The following is a 12,702-nucleotide window of genomic DNA, read 5'->3' on the forward strand; positions in this document are numbered from 1 at the left end:
GGTAGACAATCCACCCACCCGACGTTGTGCTATACGCTCCTCGGGACCCGCACGCGGGCGCTCAGATACTGAATGAGCACGACCGTTTTTGCATCGATGATCTCGCCAGTCGCAACCATGTTCGCAGCGTTCTCCAGGGTCGTCTCGACCACCTCGATATCTTCCCCCTCCTCCTTGATTCCGCCGCCTCCGGAAACTCTTTGTGCGGGCGAATAGGAGCAAGTGAAGAAGAAACTCTTCTCCATGATCGATGCAGGACTGACGTGGAGTTCGAACAATCGTTCGACCTCGACAATTCCATAACCAAGCTCCTCTTCAATCTCTTTCCGGATTCGCTCTTCAGCTGTGGCACCGTCAAGTTTCCCGGCGCAGGCTTCCAGCACGTTCTCCTGTCCATCTTGAAGGAATATGGGCAGCCTCAATTGCTGGGTCAGCAATACCGTCTTGCGAGCCGGATCATAGGGAAGAACGACAGCAGAATTTCCACTATCGTAAATCTCGCGCTTGCGCTGCTGATGTTCGCCATCGCGCCTGCGCTGGGTATAACTGACGCTCATCAGCTTGCCTTTTTTGCTTTGCACAAGCGTCTCGATTTTTCGGATATGCACTCTTTCGCCGACCGTTCTCATGGCCAATAAACGCCGACGAGCAGGTTTCGATCCAGGCGGTACCGGAACGAGCCGACGCTGCTCGCGTTGGCTCGGGAGCAAGGAGACCATCGCCATGGCATTGAATGCCCATATCGATCCAATGACCGAAGCTCAGCGCAAGGAACTCAAGCGCCTCTGCGACGAAGCGGACGTTCCCGATAAGTCCGGCGAGTTACTCACGCGCACGGGCGCGCAACAAATGATCGACGAACTTCGTCACAAGGCTGCCGAGCATCGATCCAAGATCTAAGTCGCACCTTGCTCGGCTTAGGAACCAAGCCCGGCCCTGCAAGTTCGTGTCAAGTGCCTGCCGCCCCGGCACGGTTCAGCGCGAGATGGTCTCAGTTCGCTCCCGCTGAGGCCCATCCGGATGGGGAGAAACCCACGCGACGCTGCGAAACAGTAAGTCATCAGATGCCTGCTCATAGAAATTCAAGCTGGGTTTCCTGAGCGGTCCAAAGAACCTTCATCGCGCATACTTTCCAGACTCGTTAGAAGCTCGGGGAGATCGTCTGCAACGATGGAGCATCCAGCCTCCAGCAGCGCTTCCTTGGCGAATCCGCCAGTAAGGAGACCGGCGGCTGCCACACCGGCTGACCTCGCGGCCTCGGCATCATATGGAGTATCGCCAATCATGATAGCCTGCTCGACCGAGACACCTAACCTTCGAACCGCCAACTGCACCAGCCGAGGGTCTGGCTTGCCATGCTCGACATCGTCCCCACACGCCACACAGGAGATGAGGTCGTCGACATCCAGAAGCGATCGGTAATGTTTGAGTTCTGGGCCCTTGCAATCCGTAGCCAGCGCAATTCGTCCGCCAGCTTTGGCTATCGCCTCAAATACATGACGCACGCCCGCGACGGGCTTTGCCATTGCCAGATATTTGCCGTCGTAAATTTTCTCCTTGGCTTCAAGCACCCTTTTGCGCTCTTCAGCGCTCATAGCGGGCGCAATGAGCTGAAGCGTCTCGTCGCCGTCCAGTCCAGAATAGAGTTGCAAAATTTCATAAGGTACCGTTGCGCCGAAATTGGCCAACGACTCCTGCAGGCTCAGCAAATTCTGGCGCACACAGTCGACTAGCGTGCCTTCCACATCGAATATGTAGCCTGAAAACAGCATACGGCCTCTCATACCTTACGCCGCAAGCGCCCTGGATGATAAAGCTGCGCGGTCGAAACGGTTCCTAGACAAATGGCAAAGCAATCGTGCTTCGATCTGATGCGTCTTTTGTCGCTTTGGATCTTCCGGTTCAGGCGAACCTGCCGCAGGATCAAGGCTCCCGCGGCGAATTCACGGCCAAGCTCGCAAAACATCGATTGCTCGGTCAAGGCCAACCTCCAACCTGGCGTTAGACGATTTTGGGTTTTCAGTAATCCGCGATCCCTGCGATTGTCGACATCGCAGTGGAATCGCAATAGTCGATTGATGACCGAGGCGGATGGAACACCAACCGTACCTCGAAAGGCAGCGCCCAGAACAAGGCTGATGCCGAAACCTATCATCATATGCGCAAGGTCGACCCAGCAAGACTGCCTGCACTCTCCAGCGTGGGGACCAACGGCTGCTCGTACTCGTAAGTTGCATAGCGCGTTTCCTTCCACTTTCGCCAATGCAGCGAGCGCGGCCTCGAAACGACCCGGTTACGGTGCCCGTCAAGAGGGCCGAAACCAACGGTTGCGAATTTCAATTCGACCACGGCGAGAACCACTGCTCGCGACCTAATGTTGCACGAGCGATCGCCTGGTATGGATTCGAGGCGGTCCCGCAGGGCGAGAGACTCGGAGATGACCTCCGCCTAGTTCGGACGAGCTCCAAATTAGTTCCGCCAGAGGAACGTTTGTGGCGGCTGCCGATTTATCCGTCCAGATACGTTTCAAAGGAGGTTTGACATGGGGCCCGACGAGGTCCTGCGGGGAATGTTGATGTATTTCGTCCTGCCGCTTTGGCTGGCCGCCGGCTTTGCCGATTATCTCTGTCATCGCGCCGGCCATATCGAAAAGACAAGCGGATGGAGGGAATCGGTCCTGCACCTTCTTCAGTTCGGCGAAATGGCTCTTCCGGTGCTGGCCGCGCTTTTCCTTGAAATTACATCGGGCGTGATTCTGGTTATGATCGTGTTTCTAATACTTCATGAAGCGACTGCCATTTGGGATGTCCGCTACGCATCGGCAATGCGCGAGATCGCGCCGGCGGAACAGCACATCCATAGCGTTCTCGAAATGCTTCCTCTGACGGGTTTGCTGCTGGTTATCGCTCTTCACTGGCCGGCTTTTGCTGCATTGTTCGGTTTTGGCATGCCGGATTTCTCATTCACGCTGAAGCAGCAACCGCTACCTGTAACTTACATCGTAACGATGCTGGTCTTGACCGCGGTCCTGGAGGTTTTGCCCTACATGGAGGAGTTGATCCGAGGTCTGCGTCACCGGGACCAGCCAGCACAGGAATAGCCCATGCGCCTCCTGATTGTTGGCGGAACGGGTTTTATTGGATCTGCTATCCACGCACGGCTTTCCGCCGAAGGGCACGAATGCGTATTGGTGTCCCGTTCGCACACGGGGCTGAGCGGAGCCCGTCACGTCGCCCTTGACATTGCGCGGACGACGAACTCTGACAACTGGAAGCCAATTCTCAAAGGAATTGACGCCGTTATCAATGCGGCGGGGGCGCTGCAGGGGCAGGATATGCCGGGCGTGCACATCGCCGGCAGTGACGCGCTTTACGCCGCTTGCGAATCGGAACGGGTCCGCCGCGTCATCCTTCTTTCCGCCATTGGCGTACAGGATGCCCAAAGCGTCTTTTCGCGCACCAAGCGGGATGGCGAAGCGGCCCTTACATCACGCAATCTCAATTGGATTATTCTTCGCCCGTCGGTCGTGATTGGCAGAGCGGCCTACGGAGGCAGCGCCTTGTTGCGTGGGCTTGCGTCGTTACCGATTCTGCCGGTCATGCCTGATACGGCACCCATTCAACCGGTGCAGCTAGACGACGTTGTCGAAACCATTGTCTTTTTCTTGAGACCCGACGCGCCTTCGCGCGTCGCGCTGGATTTGGCGGGGCCGCGGCAGATGACTTTCAGCGATGCCGTCGCCCTCTTCCGCCGCTGGCTGCGATGGCGGCCCGCTCGCCCTTTGAAGCTGCCTTCGTGGGCTGCTTCGTCCTTTTACCTAATGGGAGATCTCGCCCAGATATTCGGCTGGCGAACTCCCGTCAACACGACGGCACAAGCCGAAATGCGGCGCGGGGCCACTGGCGACCCTGAACCTTGGCAACGCATGACGGGAATCGCGCCGCGCGAAGTTGCAGCCGCGCTCGCGAGCGAGCCCGCGTCAGTGCAGGAGCGCTGGTTTGCAAGGCTCTACGCGCTGAAACCGCTGATATTTGGCGTCTTCGGCCTGTTCTGGATCGTCACCGGCATCATTTCGCTCGGTCCGGGCTGGGACATCGGCATGTCGCTGCTTCAGGAAGGCGGGCTGGAAGGAAATTTTGCCGCTCTCACTGTTATCGCAGGCGCCCTTGCGGATATCGTCATTGGTGTGGCTATCCTTTCGCGACCGTTAAGCCGTTATGGCTTGTGGGCCGCGTTCATCATCTCGTTAGCTTACATCGTGATAGGGACGGCCCTGGTACCGCGATTGTGGAGCGACCCGCTCGGTCCCATGCTCAAGATCTGGCCGGTGCTGATGCTCAATTTGGTGGCGATGGCGATCCGGGAAGACCGGTGATGTTTTACTTCCTCCTCAAGACGGTGCACGTCATTGGCGCCGCCATCCTCCTCGGCACTGGCGCCGGCATCGCCTTCTTTCTGCTTGTGGCGCATCTGCGCGGCGAGGCGCGTGAAGTGGCCGGCGTTGCGCGGACGGTGGTACTGGCTGATTTCCTGTTTACCGCGACCGCCATTGTTCTTCAGCCAATTACAGGGGTCTGGCTCGCATGGTTGAGCGGCTATTCTCTCGGGGATGGATGGATCGCAGCTTCCATTCTGCTCTATATTGTGACTGGCGCTTTCTGGTTGCCGGTGGTGTGGATGCAGATGCGCATGCGGGATCTTGCCATCCGCGCCGTCGAGTCAAACTCACCGCTACCCTACGAGTATACGCGTCTTTTCCGTTGGTGGTTCGCCTTCGGCTTTCCCGCGTTCGCCGCCGTAGTGATCATCTACTGGCTCATGATCGCCCGTCCTGCCATCCCCTATTGGGACTAATCTTTGTTTGGTTCGTGCTCACGTACGGTCCGACCGGCGTGACGTTTTGGATGGGAGACAAAGACGTCGTGTGCTGCGAACCCGGCCGTTTAACTCTTGAGACCGGCCACGACTAAAGCTCGACGAATTATCATGGCAGTTAAGCGGAAGTTATGCACTTAGCCAACTGAGCCGCTTTATTTGGGCGTCAGCATACCGCGCAAAGAGCGAAGATCGGCACCAGCCCAGCCATTCGAGATGGAATGACCGTACCGGTTAAAGAAATTCTGCGACCCCAACTCCCTACGTAACTGGTCGTGCCGCTTCCTTGACGGCCTGACTTGTGGTCGCCATTCCGGCAGCGTACGCAGCACCTGCGCCGAGCAGCAGCGCGCAGAAGCTTGCAAACATCACATACGCGAAATGTTTGCGTGCCTCTTCAATTTGCGATTGCGTCGGAGATCGGACAGCCGAGCCGACCGTTTCGCGGTTCGGAACACCCGACAAGGCCGCAACCCGGACGCTGGCCGCGTATGACGGGCCGACAAGGTTGCTGGCGACACTGGTGGTGGACGTCGGGATCAGCGCCGCTGCCGCTACGACAACCACGGTGGCGACCGACCAAGCGGCCAAGGCCTGTCCCACTCGCCCGAGGCCGGTTTGATCGGGCGAATTGGCCGCCGCGACCGCGCCGCCGATAAAGGCGGCGATGATTCCTGATACAGCCCACCACACGAAGGCGGCCCAGCCTGCGCCCGCAGGCGCGGATTGAGCGGTCGGAACGTCAATCGCGAGCAGACCGATGCCGAAACCAAGCATCGTCAACAGGATCTGGATAACGAGTGAAGCAAAAACACCGGCGAGGACGGCCGACCATGTCCAGCCGAAAAAGGCGTTAGGCACTGTAAACGGGGCCATGACGAATTCTCCTCCGTTCAGCAACACTTTGGTGCCCAACGCGGTGTTCAAGCTTCCGTTCCCTGTCAGGAACTGCCGACGCTCTTCTCCGTTAGAATTCTAAGAGGGACCTATAACAGGAGTTGACAATGACGTTTGGCAGAGGCGCCCTGCTGTGGCTCTTGGGCATTCCCCTTCCCGTCATCCTGCTGCTCGCGTTGTTCTGGCGTTAGCTGCAGCGGCGGAAGCCGGTGGTCAGGATAGGTGTCCGACGGCTCCTGTGCCGGATGGACTGAATGCGGGGCATAAGGCCCAGAACGCCGAGACCCTTGCAGACAGCGGCACGATATTCCGTTCGACAGTAGTGAGCGGTTCGTGGTGGTGCCCAGGCTATACGCCGTCAAGAAGGATGGATTCTTGCTCGGAGATCTGCAAGGAAGGCCGTTAGCGCATCATCTGCGCACGCTCCGCGCTCGGGCGTCAGCAGCGTAATTCCCCAGCGTGCGAGCATCGCCTGTTGCACGGGGTTCGATGAAGGCATGAACACAAACGAGCGCGGGCGATGATCCCGGTGGCCTGATCTTTCCCAAGTCTGCCAAATGCCGTGCAGAAGCAGCCGAATGTTGGGGTCGGACATGCTGTATCCGATGAACAGGATGGTGCGAGCCAAGGCGTCCGCGCGAAACTTGATATCCAAGGGGGAGTCGAAGGACAATCGATTGAGAAAATCGGTCTCAGTAAGAACCAGCGACGCATCGTCGTCGAAGTCGCCATGATACTTGACGATATGCGTCACGCCATCCGCAGCATCCGCCATCTGCTTCGCGTTCGCGATCTTTGCGTAATGCTTCTTGTGAACTTCGAACGCCGTTTCGAGATTGCGGTCATAGTTGGTGGTATAAATGGTCGGAAAGTCGAGCTCGACGATGAGTTTATGAAGCTTCGACTCGGCGACGCGATCCGCAGCGACCTTCCAGTTTCGATCCAGCCAACTTCTTAAAGGACCCATTCCGCCCTGCTTCAGGCGATAAAATTCAGCCAGCATCTGATAACCGTCGTTCATTCCATCGATTACGTCGGGACTGAGGTCGAGCTCTTTCAGCAGGTGATCGACGAAGTTCTGCCAAGAAGGCAACCCCACGGCCATCGAGACGCCCGCGCCAACGAACAGAATCGCGTGACGGCGCTTGATGGCATCTGCCAAGACGTCCCTGGAAGACGACTTTTGCTGTGCCGCACTTGCTTTTGAAGTTCTCATCCGTTTCAACAGGTCAGGGTTACTCCGTTCGGGATTCGCAGCGAGCTTTGCCGGGGCGGTAGGCCTGAAGCGCGGAAGCTCCTAACTTGCGGCTTCGCAAGCTCGCGGGCGATGACGAAGTAGAGAGAGATAAGCAGACATCTTCATCTACAGCTTCTTCATGCGGCTTCTACCTTGCGCTCGCCGGTGATTAGAACCAGAAAACACTGCTCCGTGTTGTTGGTTCCAGTTAGCGGCCGCGAAACGATCCCATCACTGAGCTCGTAGCGAAGAAAGCATAGAACTCGGCCAGCGCTGTGTGCGTGATCCACGACAATTTAATGGAGCTCACCATCTCATCTCGGTTGAGATCTGTCGCACTTTCGATTGAGCCCCGGCGTCCTACGATGCGAGCGCTTCAGACTGAAATCGTGCAGAATCTCGCTACCGCCCGATAGCCTCAGCATTCGTCCTTGCCGTTGCGGTTGGTGAAGCGGGCGTTGCCCAGGCCGGTGCCGATCGTCAGTACGCCCCAACGCTTCACGTCCCGCATGAACGGGACCTCGGAGAGCCCCTGCACGACGCCATCGTTGTGCATGACGACGGCTGTGTCGTGCTCGCCGATCCGGGGGATCGCTCCGACAAGACTTGCCGGCAGATTGAACTTGCTGCTCTCCCAGTTGCCCGGCAGGTTCTGCGCACCCTTTTTGATCGAGCCGTCGCTTTCGATGACGCCTGGGCATGCGACGCCGATGAACGGCGCGAGCTTGAATCCCTCGTCTTCCGCCTTCGCGATCAGATCTTGGAGCATCTTGACGAGGCGCTTAACTGCGTTCTCACGGGTCGGCTCGTCGTCGGCATGACGCCACAGCTCGAACTTCCACACGCACGCCTTGGAGAGGTCCGGCGCCTTTTTGCGACGGGTTTCCACGACGCCGCAGCGGATGTTAGTGCCTCCGATGTCGACAGCAAGGATGGAGTCATGAGCTTCGAAAATCCAGGAAGGAGCGAGATGTAGCGCGCCGATAAGGCCTGCGTCGTCCGGGGGACGGCGGATCGGCAACATCTCGACCTTGAAGTTCTCGGCCTTGAGGATAATTTCGGCGCGCGCGATGGCGAGTTCGCCGAGCCGGCTTTCGCGAAAGCCGCCCCCCACTACGATGCGCTCGGTCTTATCCCAGGCTTTGGTCTTGAGAAAGCGGCGCGTTACGTGGGCGAGCTCCTGCGCGAAGTCCTCGACGGCGCTGTGCACGACCGCTGACGCCTCGGTGTCGTCGCCGACCAGGATAGCGTCGAGTTCCTTCTTGGTAATGTTTTCGGAAAGCTCCCTCCCGAACGGGTCGTCGCCAGACTTGCGCAGCGGCTTCCGCCACTCTTCGAGAGTTTCCCGGAAGGCGCCCTTGCTGGCGCGGTCCCCAAGGAATCCTTCCTCATCCTTCAGTTCGAGGTTGAAGCAGTCAATCTCAACCCACGGGAGGCGGGAGGCGCCGTGAGCCGCGATGCCAGTGGTCGTAATCGTTTCGTCGGCCATGCTGAGCCTTGAACAAGCCGCGGGCAACTAGTCGGTTTGCATTCAACACGCGCCCCGCACCGCGGTTCCCCGCGTTCTTAGGCAGGCTTCGCCAGGTGCACGGTCCGGGGTGACGATCATGCAGCAGGCGCGCGAACTTCTCCCGCTCCCTGTTGAACCCTTCATCGCGGTCTCGAAGCGCTTCCTGGATGTCGCGCGGAATTTCGCCCCAGACCTCCATCGCACCGTGGCCAAGCAGGTGGCGAACTGTTTTCGTCCATCCGCCGTAGCGTCGAGCCGATGCCGACAATGACTGCTAGCACCATGACCTTGACGCCAGACGAGGTGATGTTGCCGAGCACGCGTTCGGCGGCGAAGGCCGTCTTGCCGAATAGCCCAAACGGGATCAGGACGAAACCCGCGAGCGTCGTCAGCTTGAATTCAATCAGGGTCACAAAGAGCTGGATTGCCAGGATGAAGAAGGCGAACAGCACGATCATCCAGGCGAACAGCAACACCACGATCTGGATGAAATTTTCGAAGAAGCTGACATAGCCCATCAATCCCGAGATCGAGTCCAGGATTGGCCTCCCCGCATCGATACCGACCTGCCCGATGCGCCCTGGGCGCAGAAAATCAGCCGAGGACAATCCAGTTCCTGAGGCTTTCAAGCCGAGATCGGCAAAGCTCTCGAAAATGTGCGCAACGCCTAGACGGTCGGCCGAGCGAGCATAGGGTGCGGCATATTTGCAAAACACGACACGGTTGCTCGCCTTCTTGTCCGCCATTGGCGTGATTTGGAACGCTCTCCCTGTTGCCTTGCTGCCTGTCTGCGCGCTCGCGGCGAGCTAGTCCGGAACTCCTGTCTGTCGATGCGCGTCACTTTGCCGTTGAAGAAGACCGCATCTTGCCCTGGTGATCGTGCGACGAAGGCTAGTACCGATTACAGATGGCTCGGCCGGGAACCCCGCTATTTCATGCCGCGTTGGCACGGAAACGCGAGGGCCCTTGTCATGCAGATCGATTGGAATGGCGTCTTCTTTCCCAGTCTCGGCATCGCCGAGATCGTCGTCCGGGGTACGCTCATGTATCTAGGGCTTTTCATGATCCTGCGCTTCATGGCGCGCCGCCAGGCAGGGCATTTTGGACCGGCGGATCTTCTGGTGATCGTGCTGATCGCAGACGCGGCGCAGAACGGGCTCGGCAAGGAATATCAGTCCGTGACCGAAGGTCTTGTCCTGGTCGTAACCATCGTTGCTTGGGAATACATCATCGACTGGCTGACTTACCGGTTTCCGGCCCTGAGGCCTGTCTTCAGACCTCCGTCACTGACCCTTGTAAAGGACGGGCGGTTTGTCGAAGAGTCAATGCGCAAGGAAATGCTGTCGATCGACGAACTCACATCTCTGTTGCGGCAGCAGCAAGTCGAGGACATTGCTGAAGTAAGGCTCGCAAAGCTCGAAGGCGACGGACGGATCAGCGTACTTAGGCGCGAAGGTCCGGCTGGACAATAACGGATTGGAGAGCCTTGCGACTCCTGAAAGATCTCATTTTTTTTGGAAAACGCGATCTCGCTTCCGGCATCAACCTGCCGGAACGAAGCGAGATTTGGAAAACGCTTCCGGCTCTGAATTCCAGCAAAAGGCGCGTGGACCCGTGCAGGAGGACTCCGCGCGGCCGCGTCGGCCGCTGACCAATGTCGCGCTGATGTCAGTCGTATCAAATGATTCAATTTGGATGCAGTTTTTGGCATTCGCGTTGATGCATGATGCGGGTTAGTCGCTGCTCGCAGAACCAAGATGATGAATGAATGGCCGAAGGCCGCTTTTGGTCACCTCCAGTATCGCCAGAGTAACGGGCAAGCTAAAACGCCGAGGCCCGGCGCTTCCTGGATTAAGATAGAGCACGCCGCGAATAGTCTCGATCCGGGGCCGATGCGAGTGGCCGGAAATGACCACGTCAACTCCGCAGGATACAGGGTCCAGCCGCAGTTCATGGATATCGTGCAGGACGTAGATCGAGCGCCCGCCGAGCCTTACCATCTTGGTGTCGGGATAACGTTCCGCCCAGTGATCGGTATCGACATTCCCTCTGAGTGCAATCACAGGCGCAATCCGGCGGAGTCCGACGAAAGCGCAGCCGTGTTTACGATACGAGCCGCTGGGCCTGGCTCCCTTAGCCGTCGTGACAACGACGCGACTTTGACGCCCCGCCGACCACTTCCGGTCTACCCCGATCAACGGACATTATCAGACCGGCCCAGTTGGTCCGTTTGGTGCCAGGACCGGAAGTCGGCACCTTTTCCGCGAGCGCAAAGCAGGCTCGGCGGGAGAGTGGCGGCAATCCTGTCAGCCGTTCGTCTGTTTATGAGCATTTCCTCCTATTCAGGAAGCGCTCTGGAAACCATTTCTGCGGGTGCCCAGTTAGTTGGTGGGACCGACGAAGGACCATTGCCATGAGGTATCTCATTGCGATTGCGGTAGCTGCTTTTGTCGCGGGTGCTGGGCTGGCGGTCAATTCTGTCGGCTCGCTGCCCCTCGAAAAGCAGTCCACGCCGACGGCCCGCCCAATTGGCGGCCCGATTAGCGCAGTCCGTGGATCCGTTTTTGCTTCAGTCCGGTGGCTAACGGCCGACGCAGCTCAAAAAGCATGGCGGCACTTGCTCAAATCGGCCGCTTCTGGCGGGCTAAGCGGACCTGTGAGATGACCTTGGTTCCGATGCTTTCCGTTTTGTCTTCGGCACCTCGTGTTTAGCACTGTCCGCGATTTGCTTTCCGCGCCAAGCCTGAAAAGCGAGGAAGGTGCTTTCAGTGCCATCGCGGTACGTCGCGTCCACGCCTCCACGGTGATTTCTACGCCCTTAGTTCGTCCAGTAGCGCCTTGGCTTCCTGCAGGTCGAGCGTCTCGAAGCCCTCGGTGAACCAGCCGTAGACCGGCGCGAGGAGACCGCGTGCTTCATCGGGCCTTTCCTGGTCGCGCCAGAGTCGGGCTAGACTGGCGGCGGCGCGGAGTTCCCAGAGCTTTGCGTCCTGCTGGCGCGCGATCGTGATGGCGCGGTGAAAGCAGGCCTCCGCTTCGGCCGTGGCGCCCGGGTGAGCGGTCCGCAACAGCTCGCCTCGGCGCCGATACAGTTCGGCTTCGAACCACCGAACCCCCGACTTCTCGGTCAGAGCCAAAGCTTCCGACAGCTGGCCGAGCCCGACTTCGGGCTGCCCCATCTTCGCGTGCGCTGTCGCAAGCTGCGCGAGGTAGAATGGAAGAATCCATGCCGCGCCGGACGCTCGAAACCCGTCGATGCCGCGTCGCAACCAATCCATCCCCACCTGTGCGTCGCCGGCCTCGACCAGCGTCCAGCCACGATAGCTCGTTCCCATCGCAAGGAAGAAAGCAAAGCCGTGCTCCGTGGTCAGCGCGATCAGCTCTTCTGCCCGTCGAAGGACGATGCCCGGCTCCGCGAGCACGAAATGCAGCCGACAGGCGACGCTCAGCGCGAAAGCGAGGCTGATCGGGTGAGATAGCTCGCGCGCCTCCGCCAGGGCTTCCGTGCTCCGCAATCGGGCCTGCTCGGCGAAGCCAAGAAGTCCGAGCGTCAAGGATAGGAAGGAGAGCATCGCCACGCGGGCGTTTTCCGCAAAGAGAACTGTCAGAGAGCGCTGCTGCGCCGGGTCGTAAAGCGCAAGCCCCCGCTCGAGATGTGCGCGTGCCGAGTCCAATTGTCCGCGATGGAGCCAGCTGTCACCGACCGCCCGGTGACCTGCTACCAGCGCGGCTGTATCATTCTGTTGTCCGGCCAAGTCGAGCAGTTCCTTGGCGGCGCGATGCGATCGGTTGACTTCGGCGCGCACATGGTAATGCACGAACTCGCCCCACAGCGCCTTGAGCAGGTGCGGCGTGTCGTTCAACAACTCGCAGAGACGGCGCGCCCGCGCGTAGGCATGTCCAGTCTGGTCGGTCGCATGGCCGGTCGCGGCGATCAGCGCACCACCGAGCGCGAGTTGAAGTTCGAGTTCAGTGCGCTGGCGCTCGGGGGTATCCGCCAGCTGGGAGAGGAGATCGAGCGCTTTCCGCATCTGCTTGATCGCTTCTGCCATCGCCGATCGCGCCTTGGAACGCTCGCCCGCCTCCTGCCAATAGGAGACCGCCTTTTCGATCAGACCCGCATTCCCGAAGTGGTGAGCGAGAATTTCCGGTTGCGCCCCCGCCGTCGTGGCCAGCCTATCCTCCA

13 protein-coding genes and 1 pseudogene are annotated in these 12,702 nt (G+C 59.0%); 5 read left to right on the forward strand and 9 right to left on the reverse strand.

The window, feature by feature from the left end:
- Positions 1-29 precede the first annotated feature (29 nt).
- On the reverse strand, positions 30-725 hold the full coding sequence (locus C7G61_RS35470; protein WP_108522364.1) for an NUDIX hydrolase: 696 nt from the start codon (positions 723-725) through the stop codon (positions 30-32).
- Between C7G61_RS35470 and C7G61_RS45080 the strand changes: the two genes are divergently transcribed.
- Positions 724-900, forward strand: a complete 177-nt coding sequence (locus tag C7G61_RS45080; RefSeq protein WP_190242114.1) for a DUF3072 domain-containing protein — start codon at positions 724-726, stop codon at positions 898-900. The two genes, C7G61_RS35470 and C7G61_RS45080, sit on opposite strands and share 2 nt — an antisense overlap.
- Positions 901-1,082: 182 nt before the next feature.
- On the opposite strand, the gene C7G61_RS35480 is transcribed toward C7G61_RS45080, so the two are convergent.
- Together C7G61_RS35480 and C7G61_RS35485 are read right to left on the reverse strand one after the other, a co-directional pair.
- Entirely contained in the window at positions 1,083-1,772 is a 690-nt protein-coding gene (locus C7G61_RS35480; RefSeq protein WP_190242115.1) for an HAD family hydrolase, read from the reverse strand.
- A gap of 8 nt (positions 1,773-1,780) precedes the next feature.
- On the reverse strand, positions 1,781-1,981 hold the full coding sequence (locus C7G61_RS35485) for a hypothetical protein (RefSeq protein WP_108522354.1): 201 nt from the start codon (positions 1,979-1,981) through the stop codon (positions 1,781-1,783).
- Positions 1,982-2,542: 561 nt separating this feature from the next.
- On the opposite strand from C7G61_RS35485, the gene C7G61_RS35490 reads away from it, so the two are divergent.
- From C7G61_RS35490 to C7G61_RS35500, 3 genes are read left to right on the forward strand one after another with little or no spacing between them, the layout of a single operon-like run.
- Positions 2,543-3,100 carry a diguanylate cyclase gene (locus tag C7G61_RS35490; RefSeq protein WP_108522355.1) on the forward strand — a complete coding sequence of 186 codons (558 nt, stop codon included), beginning with the start codon at positions 2,543-2,545 and terminating at the stop codon, positions 3,098-3,100.
- A 3-nt stretch (positions 3,101-3,103) separates the two neighbouring features.
- On the forward strand, positions 3,104-4,375 hold the full coding sequence (locus tag C7G61_RS35495) for an SDR family oxidoreductase (RefSeq protein WP_108522356.1): 1,272 nt from the start codon (positions 3,104-3,106) through the stop codon (positions 4,373-4,375).
- On the forward strand, positions 4,375-4,854 hold the full coding sequence (locus C7G61_RS35500; protein ID WP_108522357.1) for a DUF2269 family protein: 480 nt from the start codon (positions 4,375-4,377) through the stop codon (positions 4,852-4,854). The genes C7G61_RS35495 and C7G61_RS35500 overlap by 1 nt, the downstream gene beginning before the upstream one ends.
- 282 nt (positions 4,855-5,136) lie before the next feature.
- On the opposite strand, the gene C7G61_RS35505 is transcribed toward C7G61_RS35500, so the two are convergent.
- From C7G61_RS35505 to C7G61_RS35520, 4 genes and pseudogenes are all read right to left on the reverse strand, one after another.
- On the reverse strand, positions 5,137-5,802 hold the full coding sequence (locus C7G61_RS35505; RefSeq protein WP_108522358.1) for a hypothetical protein: 666 nt from the start codon (positions 5,800-5,802) through the stop codon (positions 5,137-5,139).
- A gap of 328 nt (positions 5,803-6,130) precedes the next feature.
- Positions 6,131-6,988 carry an SIR2 family NAD-dependent protein deacylase gene (locus tag C7G61_RS35510; protein WP_108522359.1) on the reverse strand — a complete coding sequence of 286 codons (858 nt, stop codon included), beginning with the start codon at positions 6,986-6,988 and terminating at the stop codon, positions 6,131-6,133.
- 439 nt (positions 6,989-7,427) lie between these two features.
- Positions 7,428-8,498, reverse strand: a complete 1,071-nt coding sequence (locus tag C7G61_RS35515; protein WP_108522360.1) for an ROK family protein — start codon at positions 8,496-8,498, stop codon at positions 7,428-7,430.
- 266 nt (positions 8,499-8,764) lie between these two features.
- Positions 8,765-9,175: pseudogene (locus C7G61_RS35520) on the reverse strand (type IV secretion system protein); the annotation flags it as partial.
- 315 nt (positions 9,176-9,490) lie between these two features.
- Between C7G61_RS35520 and C7G61_RS35525 the strand changes: the two are divergent.
- A complete protein-coding gene (locus C7G61_RS35525; RefSeq protein ID WP_108522361.1) occupies positions 9,491-9,991 on the forward strand; it encodes a DUF421 domain-containing protein in 501 nt (166 codons plus the stop codon).
- Positions 9,992-10,252: 261 nt separating this feature from the next.
- On the opposite strand, the gene C7G61_RS35530 is transcribed toward C7G61_RS35525, so the two are convergent.
- On the reverse strand, positions 10,253-10,717 hold the full coding sequence (locus C7G61_RS35530; RefSeq protein ID WP_108522362.1) for a metallophosphoesterase family protein: 465 nt from the start codon (positions 10,715-10,717) through the stop codon (positions 10,253-10,255).
- Positions 10,718-11,329: 612 nt separating this feature from the next.
- The coding region (locus tag C7G61_RS45085; RefSeq protein ID WP_476727212.1) for an ATP-binding protein at positions 11,330-12,702 on the reverse strand (1,373 nt) is incomplete at its 5' end.

The sequence above is a fragment of the Bradyrhizobium algeriense genome, from assembly GCF_003062295.1.
Taxonomy (GTDB): domain Bacteria; phylum Pseudomonadota; class Alphaproteobacteria; order Rhizobiales; family Xanthobacteraceae; genus Bradyrhizobium; species Bradyrhizobium algeriense.